The sequence below is a fragment of the Bradyrhizobium sp. CCH5-F6 genome (genome assembly GCF_001556045.1).
Lineage (GTDB): Bacteria > Pseudomonadota > Alphaproteobacteria > Rhizobiales > Xanthobacteraceae > Bradyrhizobium.
In genome coordinates this window covers 85,604-104,559 of sequence record NZ_LSIC01000178.1, presented here as the reverse complement: position 1 = coordinate 104,559, position 18,956 = coordinate 85,604, and the positions used below count along the sequence as shown (strand labels likewise).

Below are 18,956 nucleotides of genomic sequence, written 5' to 3'. Positions count from 1 at the left end.
GGTCACTCGTCCGTTTCACCAGCCTCGTACAGCGCTTCGCGTCCGATCCGGTCGAGGCAGAGCTCCGCGGTCCAGGGCAGCATCAGCGAGCCGCAGCGGCTGTCGCGGTAGATCCGCTCCAGTGGCAGCGACCGGAGCATGGCCTGACCGCCGCAGGTTCGGATCGCGAGCGCGGCAAGCTCATTGGCGCCCTCCATCACCGAATATTGTGCGGCATAGGCTCGGAGCACCTGCTCCTTGCTCGGATTTGCGCAGGCTTCGGTGACGGCCTGGAACCAGATACCCTTGATCTGCTCCAGCTTGATCTGCATCTGCGCGACGGCGATCTGCTTGGTCGGATACATCCGCCGCTTGACCGGCGGCATGCCGGGCACCTCGCCCCGAAGGTAGCGCACGGTGAAGTCATAGGCGGCTTGCGCGAGGCCCATATAGGTCGGCGACAGCGTCAGGAACATGTGCGGCCAGCGCATCGCAGCCTGGAAATAGACGCCGCGCGGCATCAGCGCGGAATCCTCCGGCACGAACACGTCCTTGAACAGGAGCGTCCGCGAGACCGTGCCGCGCATGCCGAGCGGATCCCAATCGCCGACGACCGAGACCCCTTCCGACTTGGCGGGGATGGCCAGATAGAGCGTGTTGCGTCGCGATGCCTTCTCGCCCTGCTCGATCTCGGTGCAAAGCACGCCGTAATAGTCGGCGTGGCCGGAGAGCGAGGCGAATATTTTCTTGCCGTTGACGATCCAGCCCCCCGCAACCGGCTTTGCCTCCGTTCCGAAAGCAACGCCGCCCGCAGCCGCCGCACCACCTTCGGAGAAGGGTTGCGAGTAGATCGCGCCGTCCTCGACAATGCGCTTGTAGTGAACGGCGCGCCGCCGCTCGTGCTCGGCGCGCGTCTGCTCATCCATGTCGAGATCGTCGGCCAGCGGGCCCGACCATAGGGTCGAGCACACATGCATGTTCCAGGTCAGCGCAGTCGCGCCGCAATAGCGGCCGATCTCGGCTGCCGCCAATGCATAGGTCTGGTAATTTGCGCCGAGACCACCGTGCTTCTTGGGGACGGCGATGCCGAGCAGGCCGACGCGATGCAGATCGCGATAGTTTTCGGTCGGGAAGATCGCCTCGCGATCGTAGGTCGCGGCGCGACCGGCGAACACGCTCTGGCCGATCTCGCGGGCGCGCGCAATGATGCCGGCCTGCTCGTCGCTCAGGCGGAACGCGGCGGGATCGAAGATCGGCGCATCGAGCACGACCTTGTCGGTTGCGCTGATAGTCTTGCTGACTTGCATGGTCATTGCGCAATCACCTCACGCTTTGCTCGTAACGGAGTTCAGGAAGCGGCCGAGAGCTTCGTCGAAGGCACCGGGGCGCTCGAGGTTGGCGAGATGCCCCACGCCGGCGAGCTCGACATATTCCGCCCCGGGGATGTAGGTCGCCGTCTTTGCCATCATCGGCGCAGGCGCATTGTTGTCCTTGGAGCCGGACAGCAGCAGCGTGGGGACGGAGATATTTCCAAGCGTGCTGCGCTGATCGAAGCCGATGAGAGCCAGCATCATGGCGCGATAGCTTGCCTCGGGCACGCTCCCCATGCATTCGCGCGCCAGCTCCATCCCGTTCGGATCTGGATCATCGCCGACCAGCTCATTCACCAGCGCTGGCGCCAGCGACTTCATCGTCTCCCCGCGATCGAGGGGCCCGAGCCGTGCCGCGATGAATGATTTCTGCCACTCGCCGTCGGCCTTCCCGAAGGCAGGGCTGGTCTGTGCCAGCACGACCGCACGCGCCAGTGTGGGGGACTGCGCCAGCCACTTCTGGACGATCATGCCGCCAATGGAATGGCCGACCAGAATAGGCTTGGCCGCACCAAGCTGCTCGATGAATTGCTGAAGCGCATCGGCCAAGGCTGCAATGCTGACGCTCGCGAGCGGCGTCGATCCGCCATAGCCCGGCATGTCCCATGCGATCGCGCGGAAGCGGTCGCCGAATGTGGCAAGCTGCCGCCGCCACGCCCGCGCCGCGCCGCCAATGCCATGCAGGAAAATCAGGGGTACTGCGCCCGGATCACCCGAGGATTCATAGGCGAAGCGTCCGTCCTTTGTTATCATTGGCGCAGGCTGCGACACGCGACATCCTTTTGCTTGGCCTCTTGATGCTAACAGGCCTGTGGGGGATGGGAAGAGATAATTTTATACTTAAAGCAATTTCCGGGCCGCTTCTGTGCGGCGGCACTCCGAGAGACGATCGCGCTTTCGTTGCAAAAATTTGAAGGTTAAAATATATTGCAAGAACGATCACAAGATCCGAGGGAGTCAGCGCATGTCCGGGTTGCCGCACTCGCTGCACGCGCTGGTGACCGGCGGCGGTCGCGGCATCGGTCGTGAGATAGCTGCTTCTCTCGTCGGCGCTGGCGCGACCGTAACCGTGCTTGGCCGAAATGCGGCGGTTCTCGAAGAGGCAGTCAGTGCAGGTGCGGCGCACTTTGCGGCTGTCGCCGACGTCTCGAACGAAGCGTCTCTGAAAGCCGCCATTGCCGGAGCGAGTGCGCGCAAGGCGATCGACATTCTGATTGCCAATGCAGGCAGCGCTGAATCGGCGCCGTTTGCGAAATCGGATACCGCCCTTTTCACGCGCATGATGGATGTCAATTTCATGGGCGTCGTGCATGCCGTCCAGGCTGTCCTGCCGGGGATGAAGACCCGCCCCTATGGTCGTATTGTCGCGGTCGCGTCCACGGCCGGGCTCAAGGGCTACGCCTATGTCAGCGCGTACGTCGCAGCCAAACACGCGGTGGTCGGGCTCGTACGTTCTCTCGCCCTCGAGATGGCCGGAAGCAACGTGACCGTGAATGCGGTGTGTCCCGGCTTCACCGACACCGATCTCGTCGCAGGCAGCATCGAGAACATCATGAAGAAGACGGGGCGTAGCCGCGAGCAGGCGGTCGCAGAGCTCGCGAAACACAATCCGCAAGGACGCCTGATCACGCCGCAGGAAGTGGCAGACGCGGTTCTCTGGCTGTGCGGTGAGGGCGCGAGCGCAATCACCGGCCAGGCGATTGCCGTGGCTGGGGGCGAGGTCTAGCCTGCCCGATGCAGGCGCCCGGAACAAGGAATCCAAGGAGATCGCATGAGCAGACCCGCCAATCCCGTTACCTTGCCGCTTGCAGATTACTCGCCGCAGCACTTCCTGCTGGCTGTGGTCGACGGTGTCGCGACAGTCACGCTCAACAGGCCCGAACGAAAGAATCCGCTGACGTTCGAAAGCTACCGTGAGCTGACCGATTTTTTCCGTGCCTGCGCCTTTGACGACGCGGTCAAGGTCATCGTCGTCACCGGTGCCGGCGGCAATTTCTCGTCTGGCGGCGACGTGTTCGAGATCATCGGGCCTCTCGTGAAGATGGACACCAAGGGGCTGACCGCCTTCACGCGCATGACCGGCGACCTCGTCAAGGCGATGCGGGCATGCCCTCAGCCGATCGTGGCCGCGGTCGAGGGTATCTGTGCCGGGGCCGGGGCGATTATCGCCATGGCCTCCGACATGCGCCTTGCTGCGAGCGGGGCCAAGGTGGCGTTCCTGTTCAACAAGGTGGGGCTGGCCGGCTGCGACATGGGCGCTTGCGCGATCCTGCCGCGTATCATCGGGCAGTCCCGCGCCTCCGAGCTGCTCTACACCGGCCGGTTCATGACCGCGGAAGAGGGCGAGCGCTGGGGCTTCTTCAGCCGCATCGTCACGCCGGAGCAGGTGCTGCCTCAGGCCCAAGTTCTGGCGAAGCAGATTGCGGAAGGACCGACCTTCGCCAACACCATGACCAAGCGGATGCTGGCCATGGAATGGGCGATGTCGGTGGAGGAGGCGATCGAAGCGGAGGCCGTTGCCCAAGCGCTGTGCATGACGACGGCGGATTTCGAGCGCGCCTTCGAGGCTTTTGCCAACAAGGTCAAGCCGGTCTTCAGGGGCGACTAGGCCGACCGTCTTTACGGCGGCCACGCCAGCAACGGGGACTTGCGTAAAACTATTTTAGGCTTAAAATAGTTTCATGGCCGGGTGAAGTGGCGAGGCTCCCATGAAAGTCGCGATCATCGGTGGCGGACCTGCGGGTCTCTATGCTGCGATCCTGCTCAAGAAGCAGCGCCCGGCCGCCGACATTACGGTGTACGAGCGCAATCGGGCCGACGACACCTTCGGCTTCGGCGTGGTGTTCTCGGACGCGACGCTCGATAATTTCGAGAAGCACGATCTTCCGAGCTACCGTCGCATCACCCAGGAGTTCGCCTACTGGGATGACATCGCCGTGCACTTTCGCGGCACGGTGCATCGCGTCGGCGGAAACGGCTTTTGCGGCTGCTCGCGACGCAAGCTGCTCTTGATCCTTCAGGAGCGCGCCCGCGAGCTCGGCGTCGTCTTGCACTTCGAAGTGGATATCGACGACGAGTCCCGCTTCGCCGATGCCGATCTCGTCCTGATCTCCGACGGCATCAACAGCCGCTTCCGCGAGAAGTACGTCGACCATTTCCAGCCGGAGGTCGACATCCGCTCCAACAAGTTCGCCTGGATGGGCTCGACCAGGCCGCTCGATGCCTTCACTTTCATCTTCCAGGAAACCGAGTGGGGACCGTTCATCGCCCATGCCTATCAGTATGAGGCCGGGCATTCGACCTGGATCTTCGAGACCGATCCGGAGACGTTCGAGCGGGCCGGGCTGACGGGGCTCGACGAAGCCCAGTCCGCCGCGCGGATGGCTGACATCTTCGGCTGGTTCCTTGGTGAGCATCGATTGCTGACCAACCGCTCGATGTGGCGCAATTTCCCGATGATCCGCAGCAAGCGCTGGGTCAAGGACAACATGGTCCTGCTCGGCGACGCGAAGGCGAGCGCGCATTTCTCGATCGGCTCGGGTACCAAGCTCGCGATGGAGGACGCGATCGCGCTTGCCGAAGCCATGGAGAAGGCGCCCAGCATCGGGGCGGCGCTGGAGGTCTACGAGAACGGCCGCCGCGAAGAGGTCGAGAAGACGCAGCATGCCGCCGACGTCTCGCTGGTCTGGTTCGAGCACGTCGACCGCTTCTGGGACTTCGATCCCGTGCAGTTCGCATTCGGCGTCATGACGCGCTCGAAGGCGATCACCTACGACAATCTGAAACTTCGCGCCCCGGATTTCGTGGCGGAGGTCGAAAAGTCGTTTGCAAGGCAGGTGCGCGGCAGTGGCTTCGATGTCGACACCGATCGGCCGATGGTGCCGCTATTCCAGCCGTTCCGCTTGCGTGAGATGGAGCTCGCCAATCGCGCGGTGATGTCGCCGATGTGCATGTATTCGGCGAAGGAAGGCGTGCCGACGGATTTTCACCTCGTGCACTACGGATCACGCGCGATCGGCGGGGCCGGGCTGATCTTCACCGAGATGACCTGCGTCAGCCGCGATGCCCGGATCACGCCCGGCTGCGCCGGCCTGTGGAACGACGAGCAGGAGGCTGCCTGGCGCCGCATCGTGGATTTCGTCCACGGCAATTCAGCCGCGAAGATTTGCCTGCAACTGGGCCACGCCGGCCGCAAGGGCGCGACCAAGCTGATGTGGGACGGCATTGACCGGCCGCTGGACGAAGGGGGCTGGGAAACCGTTTCGGCATCGCCGCTACCCTATTTCCCCGACAGTCAGGTGCCCCGCGAACTCGATCGCGCGGGGATGGTTGCGGTGAGAGACGCTTTCGTTGCGGCGGCAGAGCGCGGCGAACGCTGCGGCTTCGACATGTTGGAGCTGCACTGCGCCCACGGCTACCTGCTCGCGAGCTTCATCTCCCCGCTGACGAACACCCGCACCGACGATTATGGCGGTTCTCTTGAGAATCGCCTGCGTTTCCCGCTCGAGGTGTTCGAGGCGCTGCGCGCGGCGTGGCCGTCGTACAAGCCGATGTCGGTGCGCATCTCCGCAACCGACTGGGCTGACGGTGGCATCACCGGCGATGATGCCGTTGCCATTGCGCGGGCCTTCGCCGAGGCGGGTGTCGATCTCGTCGATGTCTCAACCGGCCAGACCGTGCGCGATGCGCAGCCGGTTTACGGGCGCATGTTCCAGACCCCGTTCTCCGATCAGGTCCGCAACGAGGCGCGCGTGGCCACCATGTGCGTCGGCAACATCACCACGGCGGACCAGGCCAACACCATTTTGGCCGCCGGCAGGGCGGATCTCGTCGCGCTCGGCCGTCCGCATCTCGTCGATCCCTTCTTCACCATGAAGGCGGCGGCCTGGTACGGGGCCAACGATGCATTCTGCCCACCCCAATATCTTCCGGGAAAAGATCAGATTTTCCGCAACAGCGTGCGCGACCGGCAGGATCTGGAGGAGCTGAGAATTAAGGCTAAGCCCAAGACCCGCGCCGAGCTCAAGGCGGAGGCGACAAAGCCGCTTGCGGCGGAGTGACCGACCGTGCGACGTTAACCCATTGCCTGTGTTTCGAGTGGAGTTTGGGCGATGAAGGCGATTATCGTCGGTGGCGGTATCGGTGGTCTCACCACGGCATTGATGTTCCGCTCGCGGGGCCTGGACTGCGAGATTTTCGAGCAAGCCGACACCATTCGCGAGCTTGGCGTCGGCATCAACACGTTGCCGCATGCGATGCGCGAGTTGGCCGGGCTCGGCCTGTTGCAGCGGCTCGACGACGTCGCGATCCGTACCGATCAGCTTTACTACCTCAACCGCCATGGCCAGGAGGTCTGGCACGAGGCCCGCGGCATCGACGCCGGTCACGACGTGCCGCAATTCTCGATCCATCGTGGGCGCCTTCAGGGCGTCATCCATCGTGCGGTCGAGGAGCGGCTCGGGCCGGACGCAATTCACACCGGGTGCCGGCTTGGCGCCTTCACGCAGGATGAGGGCGGAGTCACCGCCTACTTCTTCGATCGCGCAGGCGCGCACGTCCACACCGCGCGTGGCGATATCCTGATCGGCGCCGACGGCATCCACTCGCGCGTCCGCGAGACGCTGTTCCCGAACGAAGGGCCGCCGTGCTGGAACGGCTTGATGCTGTGGCGCGGCGCCCGCGACTGGCCGCTGTTCCTGACCGGGAAATCGATGATCGTGGCCGGCGGTCTCAATGCCAAGGTGGTGATCTATCCGATCGCGGAAGGATCGAGCCCGGCAAGCCGCCTCACCAATTGGGCGGTGCTGGTCAAAGTGGGCGAGGGCAATGCACCGCCGCCGAGGAGGGAAGACTGGTCGCGGCCGGGGCGGCGCGAAGAGCTGATGCCGCATGTGGCGCGCTTCTCCGTGCCGTATATCGACGTCAAGAGCCTGATCTCGGCCACGCCCGAATTCTACGAGTATCCGACCTGCGACCGCGATCCCTTGCCCTATTGGTCGTCCGGGCGCGTCACGCTGCTCGGCGATGCCGCGCATCCCATGTATCCAGTCGGCTCGAACGGCGCCTCACAGGCGATCCTCGACGCGCGCTGTCTTGCGGATGCGCTGGTGCGCGCCGAGCATCCACGCCAGGCGCTGCGCGAGTATGAGACGAAGCGCCTGCCTATGACGGCAGAGATCGTCCGCTCAAATCGGCGCGGCGGCCCTGAGGGCGTCATCGATGCCGTCGAGCAGCTTGCGCCCGACGGTTTCGATAATGTCGACAACGTCCTGAGCTATTCCCAGCGCGAGGCGATCGTGCGTGGCTACGCCACCAAGGCCGGCTTCGCAGCGGTCCCGGGACTTGCGGCGGTACGCGCCTGAAGCGATTGCCGCGGCTCGTTCACCTCTCCCGCAAGCTGGAGAGGGGAGCGCGCCCAATCAAACCCGATCTCTTCGCGCTTTAGCCGCCACCGGGAGGCGGCGGCAGGAAGTGGATGTTGAACTCGGCGGCCATCGTCACCACGTCTTCCGGCTTCTGCTCCTTCATGTTGTGAAGGCCCCAGAACAGGTCGAACAGCTTGCGGCTCGGAGAGACCCAGAACAGCACTTTTGCGGTCTGCTCCGACTTGTTGAAGATGCCGTGAGGGACGCCCATGCCGAGGCGGATCAGGTCGCCGGCGCTGGCCTGCGACTCCGAATCGCCGAGCATGAAGTCGAGCTTGCCCTCGAGCATGTAGAGATACTCATCCTGATCGGGATGAATGTGCGGCGGCACGAACGTGCCTGGCGGCAGTGTCGCATGCCAGGAGAAGCTGTGTTCGGCGTAGCTCTTTGGCACATAGGTCTGGCCGAGGATGTTCCAGGAGATGCCCTGGATGCCCTCGTTCGCCCGGGTGATGCCGGTGATTTCGCTCTTCATTGCAGTCCTCCCGTAACGCGATACGCAGCTTAATTCGCCGCCTTGCAATCCTTGGCATAGCGGTCGCCGTAATTCTCGAAGACCTTCTGTACGATCTCGGTCTGGAACTTGCCGTCCGGACGCTTGGCGACCTTGGTCAGGTAGAAATCCTGGATCGGATAGCCGTTGGTGTTGAACTTGAAGGAGCCGCGCAGCGAGGTGAAGTCGGCTTTCTTCAGCGCGGCGGCGACTGCCTCCTTCTTGGAGAGGTCGCCCTTCAAGGCCTTGACGGCGCTGTCGATCAGCATCGCGGCGTCATAAGCCTGGAATGCGTAGGTGCCGGGAACGCTGTTGTAAGCCGCTTCATAGGCCGCAACGAACTTCTTGTTCTGCGGGTTGTCGAGATTTGGCGCCCAGTTCGCGCCACCGAACATGCCGACGGCCGCATCCTGTTGCGCCGGCAGCGTCGATTCGTCCACCGTAAATGCCGACAGCACCGGAATGGTGTCCGCAAGGCCGGCCTGCCGGTACTGCTTGACGAGATTGACGCCGAGGCCGCCCGGCATGAACGTGAACAGCGCATCCGGCTTCTGCGAGGAAATCTTGGAAAGCTCCGGCTGGAAGTCCAGCGTGTTCAGCGGCATGTAGGATTCCTCGACGATCTCGCCCTTGTAGTCGAGCTTGAAGCCCGCCACGGAATCCTTGCCCGCTTGATAGTTCGGGACCATCAGGTACATGCGCTTGTAGCCACGATCCTGCGCGACCTTGCCGAGGATCTCGTGCACCTGATCGTTCTGATAGGACGTCACATAGAAGAACGGGTTGCAGTCCTTGCCGGCGAAGGTCGACGGACCGGCATTCGGGCTGATCAGGAAGGTCTTCGATTCAGTGACGGGCCGGTGGATCGCCTGGAGGATGTTGGAGAAAATCGGACCGACCACGAAATCGACCTTCTCGCGCTCCAGAAGGCCCTTGACCTTGGTCACCGCCGCATCCGGCTTGAGCTCGTCGTCGACGACGACGACCTCGACGTCGCGGCCGCCCATCTTGCTGCCGAGATCCTTTACGGCCAGCGTGAAGCCGTCGCGAACCTGTTGGCCCAGTGCGGCGGCAGGTCCCGACAGGGTCACGATTACGCCCAGCTTGATTTTGTCCTGGGCGAGGGCAGGGGTCACCACGGTGCCGAGCAGCACGGCGGCTGCGGCCAAGGTCGTTTGCGTCTTCATGATCTGTCCCTCGTGACGATCGGCTTGCGCTGCAAGCACGTACTCCAATCCAAGATTATGCCGATGATGACAGCCGCGGCAAGCTGAGCTCGAGGCGTCGCATCCTGCGAACGGCGGCGCATGCAAGCGGCGCGCCAATTATTTGAAGCCTAAAGAAATTGTCGTGCGGTCGATTGTTGCAGCTTTGGACTTGCAGCCGGCTCCGATTTACTTGAAGCTCAAAACGTTGGGGAATCCGTGCCGGCGCCAATGCCGGCCGCGAGTGGCTGCATCAACATGCTCGATTCCGAGACCAAGGCCGTCGAAACGCCGGAGGACCACGCCGAAGAGCTTCGGCTGTGGCTACGCCTCCTGACCTGCACGACCCTGATCGAGGGCGAGGTTCGCGGCCGGCTGCGGCAGCGCTTCGACGTCACCTTGCCGCGTTTCGATCTGATGGCGCAGCTCGACAAGGCCCCTGACGGCATGACGCTGTCGGATGTCTCCAAGCGCATGATGGTATCGAACGGCAACGTGACCGGCCTGGTCGAGCGCCTCGTGGACTCCGGTCATCTCGATCGGCGAACCTCGGAGACCGACCGCCGCGTCCAGGTGATCCGCCTCACGAAGCTCGGACGCGCCGAGTTTCGCCGAATGGCTGCGGAACACGAAACCTGGATTGCCGATCTTTTCGCCGATCTGACGCCGAAGGATGTCCGCGAGCTGATGCGCCTCCTGGCCAAGACCAAGGCGTCCGCGCAGAAATCGGCCGCGCGCCGCCGGTCGTAAGCCCGCCACAGGGACGGGTCGCCGATCCCTCTTGCCGCAGGAAAAAGCACATGATGCCCAAAATCGGCTATTGCGCCGAATTGTTTTAAGCCTAAAATGTTTCCAGATCGTGCTGCCGGGTGCAATCCATGCTGAAAGGAGCGTGCGATGGCCAACGCCGCCAAGATTCAAGTGACGGGCTCGCATGACGGCGATGCCGCAACGGCCCATGTCGATACGTTCGCACGGCAGAACCTGCCGCCGCGCGAGCTCTGGCCCGACTTCATCTTCACGCGGCCGGAGCTGAACTATCCGTCGCGATTGAACTGCGTCAGCTATTTTCTCGATCGCTGGGTCGAAGAGGGCCACGGCGACGCCCCTTGCGTCATCAGCCCCGCCGTCAGCTACACCTATCGCGAGTTGCAAGCGCTGGTGAATCGCATTGCCAATGTGTTGGTCGGCAAGCTCGGTCTCGTGACCGGCGGGCGCGTGCTGCTGCGCTCGGCCAACAACCCCATGATGGTTGCGACCTATCTCGCCGTGATCAAGGCGGGCGGAATCTGCGTCGCGACGATGCCGCTGTTGCGCGCGAAGGAGCTATCCTATCCGATCCAGAAGGCGGAGATCACGCTGGCGCTCTGCGACGGAAAGCTTTCCGAGGAGATGGAAAAGGCGAAAGCCGGGGCGTCCAATCTCGGGCGGGTCGTGTATTGGGGCAACGGCGCGGCCGACTCGCTCGAAGCGCTGATTGCCGACGCAAGCCCGGAGTTCAAGGCCGTCGATACTGCCGCCGACGACGTCTGCCTGATCGCATTCACGTCGGGCACGACGGGAGATCCCAAGGGCACCATGCATTTCCACCGCGACATGCTCGCGGTCTGCGACGGCTACGCGCGCAACATCCTGCGCGCCGAGCAGAAGGATCGCTTCGTCGGCTCGGCCCCGCTCGCCTTCACCTTCGGCTTCGGTGGGGTGCTGTTTCCGATGCATATCGGCGCCTCCTTCGTCGTGCTGGAGAAGACCACGCCCGATGACATCCTCACGGCGATCGAGCAGCACAAGACCACGGTCTGCTTCACGGCGCCGACCGCGTACCGTGCCATGATCGGCAAGCTGCCGGGCCGCGACATCTCCTCGCTACGCAAATGCGTCTCCGCGGGCGAGACGCTGCCCAAGCCGACATTCGATGCCTGGCTCAAGGCCACCGGCATCAAGCTGATGGACGGCATCGGTTCGACCGAGATGCTGCACATCTTCATCAGCGCGACCGAGGACGAGATCCACCCGGGCGCGACGGGGAAGCCCGTGCCGGGCTATGAAGCCAAGATCGTCGACGATGAGGGCCGCGACGTGCCGCCCGGGACGATGGGCCGGCTCGCCGTGCGCGGGCCGACCGGGTGCCGTTATCTGGCCGACGAGCGGCAGCGGAAATACGTCCAGAACGGATGGAACATCACCGGCGATACCTATCTGATGGATAGCGACGGCTATTTCTGGTACCAGTCGCGCTCTGACGACATGATCGTGTCGTCCGGTTACAACATCGCAGGGACCGACGTCGAAGCGGCGCTGCTCACGCATCCGGCTGTCGCCGAGTGCGGCGTGGTCGGTGCGCCGGACGAGGCGCGCGGCATGGTAGTTAAGGCCTATGTCATCGCCGCGCCCGGCGTGACTGCGGACGCGCAGCTCGTTGTGGAGCTGCAGGAGCACGTCAAGCGCGAGATAGCGCCTTACAAATATCCGCGCGCGATCGAGTTCGTGACGCAACTGCCGAAGACCGAAACCGGCAAGCTGAAGCGCTTCGCCCTGCGGCAGCTGGCGCAGGTCGCGGTAACGTCCTCAGGCGTCGCTGCGGAATGAGAGAAGGATAGAGAATTGTCTGTGACGACGCCGAAAGGCCCGCAACTCGCGGTGCTGCCGACGGCAGCCGAGGACGGAGCGCGCATCAAGGCGCAGGTCCTGCAGCCATCGGGCTGGCCGGTGCCGAAGGGCTACGCCAACGGCATGGCTGCCGAGGGGCGCATCGTCGTCACAGGCGGGGTGATCGGCTGGGACGCCCAGGAGCGCCTCGCTGAAGGCTTCGTCGCGCAGGTACGCCAAACCCTGGACAACATCGCCGCGATCCTGGCCGAGGCCGGCGCCCGGCCCGAGCACCTGGTGCGGCTGACCTGGTACGTCGTCGACATGGACGAGTACCTGGCCAATCTGAAGGAGCTGGGCAGGGTCTACCGCGAACTCTTCGGAGCGCACTATCCTGCGATGGCGCTGGTTCAGGTGGTTCGCCTGGTGGAGAAGGCGGCGCGCGTCGAGATCGAAGCCACCGCCGTCGTTCCGCACTGAGCTCTGCCGTGATCAGCTTGCCTTGATCAGCTTGCTTTGGCGAGCTCGTCGTCCTCGGGCGAGTTCAGATAGACGCCGGTAATGGTGTCGACCCAGCACAGATGGTCGTGCACCTTCTTCACGCCCTCGACATTCTCTGCTGCGACGATCGCGGCCTGCCGTGCACGCTCTTCGCTGATGACGCCGCTGAGATGAACGATGCCATCGCGCACGATGACGTTCAGCCCGAACGGGCACCATTCGTTCTTCTCAATGGCGTCGATGATGCGGCCGCGGATGTGATCGTCGTCGGCGGTCGGATCCGGAACTTCGCGGGCGAGCCCGGCCACCGCCTGCAACAGGTTGGCGCGGGAGACGATCCCGACGACCTTGTCGCCGCGCACGACCGGAAGTCGCTTCACGTTGTTCCGCTCCATGAGGTCGACGATCTCCGCAAGCGCCGTATCCTCCCTGATGGTCACCGGCGAGTCGGTCATCACTTCCGAGACCTTGCGGCCGTGCTCGTGGACGAAGTCGCTGGCCGATGTGCCGGGACCAAGGATGAACCGCAGCCAGCGTCCGCGCTTGCGTCCGGTTCCGATTTCGCTGCGGCGGATGAAATCTCCTTCCGAGACGACACCGACCAGCTTGCCGGTCTCGTCGACGACGGTGAGGCCGCTGACATGCCGCTTCAGCATGATATTCGCCGCTTCGACGATGCTGGTGTCGGGGGTGACCGAGATGACCGATCGGGTCATGATCTGGTGGGCGCGCATGGATAACTCCGCTGGCTTGTTGAAACGTCGATGCACGAAACCTAGCGCGGGTATCGAGGTGCTGTTTGACGCAAGTCAATCGAACGCGGTTGATCCTGATTGAGAACTTGTCATCCGATCCGGATTTGATGCAGCTCAACACGGCGCTGAGGCCTCGCGATACCCTTCAAGACACGTCCAACTGAAGCCCGCAGGAACATGAGCTATGAGCGTCGTGCAGATATTTCCACGGGCTGAAGAGCCGGCGGTGCAGGTTCTCCCCGCCCATCCCGTCGCCGGTCCCGAGGCCTCGCCTCTGAGCCCCGGAAAGCTCGAGTCGATTCCGGTCGCTGCCGATCCCGCGCCTGGATCAGAACCCTATCCCCTGGATCGCGCCTTGCACGCGATGCTGGCGCGGTTCACGGGCGGAATCTCGCCGCTGGCCTTGTCGCTCGCCTGGCTCGATTGGAGTTCGCATCTCGCCGCGGCGCCGCAGCGCCAGATGGAGATCTCGCGGAACGCCCTTCGCGACGTCGGCCGGCTCGCCGAAGCTGTCGCGCACGCGGCGTCGCCCGGGCAAAAGCCGTGGTCTGTGATCCAGCCGCAGGAGCGGGACCGCCGGTTCAGGGGATCGCAATGGGAGATCGCGCCGTTCAATCAGCTGGCGCAGGCGTTTCTGCTCGGAGAGCGCTGGTGGCGCGATGCTGCGCTGGGCGTACGCGGCGTATCGCACGCAAATGAAGCCATCGTCGAGTTCTCGATGCGGCAGATGCTCGACATGCTGGCGCCGTCGAATTTCGCGGCGACCAACCCGAAGGTGCTGGAGAAGGCGTTCCAGAGCGGTGGGGAGAACTTCGTCTTCGGCTGGCAGAACTGGTGCAGCGACCTGATGCGCCTGCTCTCCAACTCGAAATTGGCGGACGACGGGCAGTTTGCGGTCGGCAAGACGGTGGCGGTTTCGCCCGGCAAGGTCATCTACCGCAACGCGCTGATCGAGCTGATTCAATACCATCCAACCACCGCGCAGGTGCGGCCCGAACCGATCCTGATCGTGCCGGCCTGGATCATGAAATACTACATCCTCGATCTGTCGCCGCAGAACTCGCTGGTCAAGTATCTCACCGGGCAAGGTTTCACCGTGTTCGCGATCTCCTGGCGCAACCCGGATGCGAGGGATCGGGATATCGCCTTCGACGACTACCGCAGGCTGGGTGTCATGGCGGCGCTGGACATGATCGGCTTGGTCATGCCGGGCCGGAAGACCCACGCGCTCGGCTATTGTCTTGGGGGTACGTTGCTGTCGATCGCCGCTGCCGCGATGGAGCGCGACGGCGACAACCGCCTCGGCACCGTCACTCTTCTGGCCGCGCAGACCGATTTCACCGAGGCCGGAGAGCTGACGCTCTTCATCAATGAGAGCCAGGTGACCTTCCTCGAAGACATGATGTGGCAGCGCGGCTATCTCGACACGACGCAGATGGCCGGCGCTTTCCAATTACTGCGCTCCAACGAACTGATCTGGTCCCGGCTGTCACACGATTATCTGATGGGCGAGAGCGCAGCGCCGAGCGACCTGATGGCCTGGAACGCCGACGCCACGCGGCTGCCGTATCGCATGCACTCGGAGTATTTGCGCAAGCTGTTCCTCGACAACGATCTGGCGGGCGGGCGCTATCTCGTCGGAGGCCGCAGCATTTCGCTCTCCGATATTCACGCGCCGATGTTCGTGGTCGGCACGCTCGCCGATCACGTGGCGCCATGGCGATCCGTCTACAAGATCCACTATCAGGTCGATGCCGACGTGACGTTCCTGCTGACCAGCGGTGGTCACAATGCCGGTGTCGTTGCGCCTCCGGAGGAGCCAGGCCACAGCTATCAGGTGCTGACCAAGGCTGCTGACGCGCCCTATGTCGGTGCCGATGAATGGCTGAAGCTGGCTCCGCGCGTTGAAGGGTCGTGGTGGCTGGAATGGACGAAATGGCTGGCGGCGCGCTCCGGCGGGCCCTGCGATCCGCCGCAGATCGGGCTTGGCGGCGCAACCAGCCTGCCCGACGCGCCGGGAGACTACGTCCACACCTAGACTTCCGGCTCGGAGCCAGGCGCGAGGTCCGAGGAGCGGAAGGGCTTGGCCTTGTCCAATTTCCGGTAGGCCACCGACGCGGTTCGCAACAGCTTCTTTTCACGCTTGCGGTCGAGGAAGCGCTTGGCGGCATCGCGGCCGGCGCCGTTCAGGGACGCTGCCAACGCTTGTCCTCGTGCATCGTCGTTCAATTGTCCGAGTGCTCTTTGTGCCTTGCGCAATTGCTTGAGGATGGACTTCTGCTTCGTCGCCGCGCCATGGGCGAACAGATCCGCGAGCGACTCGACCGAATAGGTCAGCCGCTTGTTGAGAAGCCGCAGCTTGTGTCGTTTCTCGACGTCGAGCTTGCGGAGTTTTCGCGCATTCTTGAGCAGTCTCGTCTCCCACTCGGTCAGCCGTTCCGTCGCGTGCTCGGCGAGCGTGCAGTGGCGCAATCGAATGGCTTCCTTGTTGCGTCGGGTCGACCAGGGGCCGCTATCGATCCACTTCGAGGTCTGCTCGACCAGACGGCGGTATCGTGCTGATTGCAGCGAACGCGCCAGCAGCCGGTGGCTCTCCGCGCGCTTCTCGTTCCAGTGCTGAAGCTCGGCGACCACGGCCGGTTCGTCGCCACTCTCGGCGACGATCCGCTCGATTGCCACGTCGAGGTCCCGCACCATGCCGAGCTGGCCGTTCAGCCACTTCAATTCGGCCCAGACATTCGGCCGCAGTGCATCGTCGACCATCGGCGAGAAGAAGCGGATGGCTGTTCGCAGATGCGTCAGTGCGATGCGGATCTGGTGCAGCGCGTCGGGATCGCCGCGGCAGGTGCCGTCGTGCTGAGCGAGTACGGCGTCGAGGTGACGGCGGCCGATGATCCGGAAGGCCGTGTCGCAGGCCATGCCGGGGCTGAGGCGGGCGGGCAGCGCATTGCGCCGCGCCGCAGGCTTGGCCTGCGTGGTCGCCTTCGAGCTTGCGCTGGGTCGCGACATCCTTGCCCGCGTCAATCCGATTGCCTTACTTGCCCTTCAGCGATCGCGTCCCGGCAGTTCTGGAGCGTCTGCTCTGGTGTCCCGGATGCATCGATGATCGCCCAGCCGACATGGCCGATATTATAGTGCTCTTGCAGCGCGGCAACCTCTTGCGTTGCGTCCGATGCGTCTCCCCGGCGGCTACCGATCCGCGCCTGCCGGGTCGCGAGGTCTGCGACCAGGAACAAGCCGTTCAAGGGTACATCGCGCTCGCGTGCCAGCGCGGCGATCGTGTCGCGTTCGTCCTCGCGGGCGAATACGCCGTCGATGATCGCGGAATGGCCTTGAGCCAGCACCCGCCGGGCGTGCTGCGCCAGCGTCTCGTAGACGCGGGCTGTGACCTCCGGCGTATAGGCGGATGGCGGCAGGCGGTGCGTATCCTCGACCCCGAACATTTGCTTGCGGACGAGATCGCTGCGCAGCACGACGGCTCCCGGCTGCGGCGCGACGACCGGCGCGAGCGCGCGCGCCAGAACACTCTTTCCGGTGCCGGACAGCCCGCCGACGGCAATTAGACGCGGAGCAGGAGGGTGGATCAGCGTCCTGGCGAGGTCGAAATAGCGCTTTGCCTGGTCGAGAATGCCGGAACTGTTGGAATGCGGCCGCTTCAGTCGTGCCAGGGCAACCTGGGCGCGGATCGCCGCCCGGATCGACATGAACAGCGGCAGGGCCGACAGCGCGTCGAGATTGCCAGCCGGCGTCACGGCGAGATAGCGGTTCAGGACCACGTTGGCCGCGCGCGGCTGATTGTGATGCAAGAGGTCCATCAGCGTGAACGCGAGATCGTAGAGCACGTCGACCGTTGCCATCTGCGCATCGAACTCGATGGCATCGAACAGCACGGGCCGCTCATCGATCAGAACGATGTTTGCAAGATGCAGATCGCCATGGCAGCGGCGCACGAAGCCCTGGCGGCCACGCTCTGCGAGCAGGGAGCGAATACGCAGAAATGCCTCGTGCGAGGCCTCGCCGAGCTGCTCGATGTCGTCCGCGTGGAAATATCCGTCGGCCCGCAGACCGTCACTGTTGCCGTCGATCAGGATCGGGACGGATGAGACCCAGGCTTCTCCGTCGGCGCGTGTCGCCGCCGCGTGCGACGCCACGATTGCGTCAGCGGCAGCCGAGGCGAGCTTCGCCTCCAGCGGGCCGGCCTTTGCCAGATGATCCAGCGTCCTGTTCTCGTCGAAGCGCGACATGTCGACCGCATACTCGATCGGCCGGCCGGCGCCATCGACCTTCAGAGATCCATCCGGCTCTTCGGTGATCGCCACGACGCCGTGATAGATCTGCGGCGCCAGCGGCCGATTGATCCTGATCTCCTCCTCGCAGGCCGCCTTGCGCTTCTCGAGCGTCGAATAGTCGAGGAACGGAAACCGGACGGCGCGCTTGATCTTCAGCGCGCGCTTTGCGTCCAGGAACACCGATGCCCCGTGCGTGTCGATCCGCGTCACGCCGGGATGATCGGTCAGCATCTGGAAGATACGCTCCTGGGCCGCCGTTTCATCCTTGATCGAAGCGGGCATCGAAAGCACCATCACGGCGTCAGCACGGCTGCGCCGAGTATCTGGCCATTCCGTAGCATGTTCAGAACCTCGTTGGCCTGATCGAGCGGAAACGCCGTCGTCTCGGTGCGCACGCCGGCTTGCGGAGCGACCTTCAGAAAATCGAGGCCATCCTGCCGGGTCAGATTGGCGACCGAGACCAGCTGCCTTTCCTGCCAGAGCAAGTCATACGGAAAGCTCGGAATGTCGGTCATATGGATACCGGCGCATACGACGCGACCGCCCTTGCGCACGGCGCGCAACGCGGCCGGGACAAGCTCGCCGGCTGGTGCGTAGATGATGGCGGCGTCGAGCGGCTCGTCGGGCGCTTCGTCCGATGCCCCCGCCCAGACCGCGCCGAGACGACGTGCAAGGTCCTGTGCAGCGGTGTCGCCGCGTCGCGTGAAGGCATGGACGGATCGCCCCTGCCAAACCGCGACTTGCGCGATGATGTGGCCGGCTGCGCCGAAGCCATAGAGGCCAAGCCTGTCGGCGGGGCCGGCCAGGACCAGCGAGCGCCATCCGATCAGTCCTGCGCACAGCAGAGGCGCAATCTCCACGTCGCTGCCGGCCTCACCGAGCGGAAAGGCGTAGCGTGCATCGGCAATGGTGTGGGTTGCGTAGCCGCCGTCGCGCGTGTAGCCGGTGAACAGCGGTGCGTCACACAGGTTCTCCATGCCGTTCCGGCAGAAGCGACAGTTTCCGCAGGTGAAGCCGAGCCAGGGAATGCCGACGCGATCACCCAGCGCATGTGTCGTAACATTCGGGCCCAAGAGATCGACCCGCCCGACGATCTCATGGCCAGGCACGATCGGATAGCGAATGTCGGGCAGCTCGGCATCGACGAGATGAAGATCGGTCCGGCATACGCCGCAGGCGTTGATCTTCACCCGGAGCTGACCCTCGCCCGGCATCGGGTCAGGCCGCTCCTCCATCTGGAGCCGCGCTCGTGGGGCCCGCAACACCATCGCACGCATGAGTTTCTCCGGGGCGAACCGCTCCGAGCAATTATTCATAGAATGACCAAACGGCCAGTCCTTGACGTCGGTC

The 18,956-nt window shown here is 64.0% G+C and carries 16 protein-coding genes; 8 read left to right on the top strand and 8 right to left on the bottom strand.

The genetic code is table 11. The features are described 5' to 3' along the window. Positions 1 to 2 precede the first annotated feature (2 nt). Complete coding sequence (locus AX729_RS30400) at positions 3 to 1,292, bottom strand: acyl-CoA dehydrogenase family protein (RefSeq protein ID WP_061027864.1); 1,290 nt, start codon at positions 1,290 to 1,292, stop codon at positions 3 to 5. Positions 1,293 to 1,304: 12 nt separating this feature from the next. Further along, the gene (locus tag AX729_RS30395) at positions 1,305 to 2,102 is read right to left on the bottom strand and encodes an alpha/beta fold hydrolase (RefSeq protein ID WP_061027863.1); all 798 of its coding nucleotides are present in this window, start codon (positions 2,100 to 2,102) and stop codon (positions 1,305 to 1,307) included. Between the two features lie 211 nt (positions 2,103 to 2,313). Here AX729_RS30395 and AX729_RS30390 point away from each other — a divergent pair, with 211 nt between their 5' ends. The 4 genes from AX729_RS30390 (at position 2,314) to AX729_RS30375 (ending at position 7,711) form a co-directional block, all read left to right on the top strand. After that, positions 2,314 to 3,075, top strand: coding sequence for an SDR family NAD(P)-dependent oxidoreductase (locus tag AX729_RS30390; RefSeq protein ID WP_061027862.1), 762 nt, complete (start codon positions 2,314 to 2,316; stop codon positions 3,073 to 3,075). Between the two features lie 45 nt (positions 3,076 to 3,120). Then, the gene (locus AX729_RS30385) at positions 3,121 to 3,957 is read left to right on the top strand and encodes an enoyl-CoA hydratase family protein (protein WP_061027861.1); all 837 of its coding nucleotides are present in this window, start codon (positions 3,121 to 3,123) and stop codon (positions 3,955 to 3,957) included. Between the two features lie 100 nt (positions 3,958 to 4,057). Further along, on the top strand, positions 4,058 to 6,409 hold the full coding sequence (locus AX729_RS30380; RefSeq protein WP_061027860.1) for a bifunctional salicylyl-CoA 5-hydroxylase/oxidoreductase: 2,352 nt from the start codon (positions 4,058 to 4,060) through the stop codon (positions 6,407 to 6,409). A 51-nt stretch (positions 6,410 to 6,460) separates the two neighbouring features. Next, positions 6,461 to 7,711, top strand: a complete 1,251-nt coding sequence (locus tag AX729_RS30375) for a flavin-dependent oxidoreductase (RefSeq protein ID WP_061027859.1) — start codon at positions 6,461 to 6,463, stop codon at positions 7,709 to 7,711. A gap of 79 nt (positions 7,712 to 7,790) precedes the next feature. On the opposite strand, the gene AX729_RS30370 is transcribed toward AX729_RS30375, so the two are convergent. Both AX729_RS30370 and AX729_RS30365 read right to left on the bottom strand, forming a co-directional pair. Further along, positions 7,791 to 8,249, bottom strand: a complete 459-nt coding sequence (locus AX729_RS30370) for a cupin domain-containing protein (protein ID WP_061027858.1) — start codon at positions 8,247 to 8,249, stop codon at positions 7,791 to 7,793. Positions 8,250 to 8,278: 29 nt separating this feature from the next. Then, entirely contained in the window at positions 8,279 to 9,454 is a 1,176-nt protein-coding gene (locus tag AX729_RS30365; protein ID WP_061027940.1) for an ABC transporter substrate-binding protein, read from the bottom strand. A 249-nt stretch (positions 9,455 to 9,703) separates the two neighbouring features. On the opposite strand from AX729_RS30365, the gene AX729_RS30360 reads away from it, so the two are divergent. The 3 genes from AX729_RS30360 to AX729_RS30350 all read left to right on the top strand — a co-directional run bounded on the left by AX729_RS30360 (position 9,704) and on the right by AX729_RS30350 (position 12,541). Beyond that, a complete protein-coding gene (locus AX729_RS30360; RefSeq protein ID WP_061027857.1) occupies positions 9,704 to 10,222 on the top strand; it encodes a MarR family winged helix-turn-helix transcriptional regulator in 519 nt (172 codons plus the stop codon). Between the two features lie 147 nt (positions 10,223 to 10,369). Further along, positions 10,370 to 12,061 carry a benzoate-CoA ligase family protein gene (locus AX729_RS30355; protein WP_061027856.1) on the top strand — a complete coding sequence of 564 codons (1,692 nt, stop codon included), beginning with the start codon at positions 10,370 to 10,372 and terminating at the stop codon, positions 12,059 to 12,061. 21 nt (positions 12,062 to 12,082) lie between these two features. Then, positions 12,083 to 12,541, top strand: a complete 459-nt coding sequence (locus tag AX729_RS30350; protein WP_061027855.1) for a RidA family protein — start codon at positions 12,083 to 12,085, stop codon at positions 12,539 to 12,541. Positions 12,542 to 12,567: 26 nt separating this feature from the next. Here the strand turns inward: AX729_RS30350 and AX729_RS30345 are convergent, their stop codons facing one another. Beyond that, positions 12,568 to 13,296 carry a CBS domain-containing protein gene (locus AX729_RS30345; RefSeq protein WP_061027854.1) on the bottom strand — a complete coding sequence of 243 codons (729 nt, stop codon included), beginning with the start codon at positions 13,294 to 13,296 and terminating at the stop codon, positions 12,568 to 12,570. A gap of 205 nt (positions 13,297 to 13,501) precedes the next feature. Here AX729_RS30345 and AX729_RS30340 point away from each other — a divergent pair, with 205 nt between their 5' ends. Beyond that, positions 13,502 to 15,355: a PHA/PHB synthase family protein gene (locus tag AX729_RS30340; RefSeq protein WP_061027853.1), complete on the top strand. Its 1,854-nt coding sequence runs from the start codon at positions 13,502 to 13,504 to the stop codon at positions 15,353 to 15,355. Here AX729_RS30340 and AX729_RS30335 read toward each other — a convergent pair. From AX729_RS30335 to AX729_RS30325, 3 genes are read right to left on the bottom strand one after another with little or no spacing between them, the layout of a single operon-like run. Continuing rightward, positions 15,352 to 16,326 (bottom strand): CHAD domain-containing protein, encoded by a 975-nt coding sequence (locus tag AX729_RS30335; protein ID WP_061027852.1) that lies wholly within the window; start codon positions 16,324 to 16,326, stop codon positions 15,352 to 15,354. The two genes, AX729_RS30340 and AX729_RS30335, sit on opposite strands and share 4 nt — an antisense overlap. Positions 16,327 to 16,337: 11 nt before the next feature. Continuing rightward, positions 16,338 to 17,888 (bottom strand): bifunctional aminoglycoside phosphotransferase/ATP-binding protein, encoded by a 1,551-nt coding sequence (locus AX729_RS30330; protein WP_502686928.1) that lies wholly within the window; start codon positions 17,886 to 17,888, stop codon positions 16,338 to 16,340. Between the two features lie 11 nt (positions 17,889 to 17,899). Next, positions 17,900 to 18,883 carry a zinc-dependent alcohol dehydrogenase family protein gene (locus AX729_RS30325; RefSeq protein ID WP_061027851.1) on the bottom strand — a complete coding sequence of 328 codons (984 nt, stop codon included), beginning with the start codon at positions 18,881 to 18,883 and terminating at the stop codon, positions 17,900 to 17,902. Positions 18,884 to 18,956: the final 73 nt, after the last annotated feature.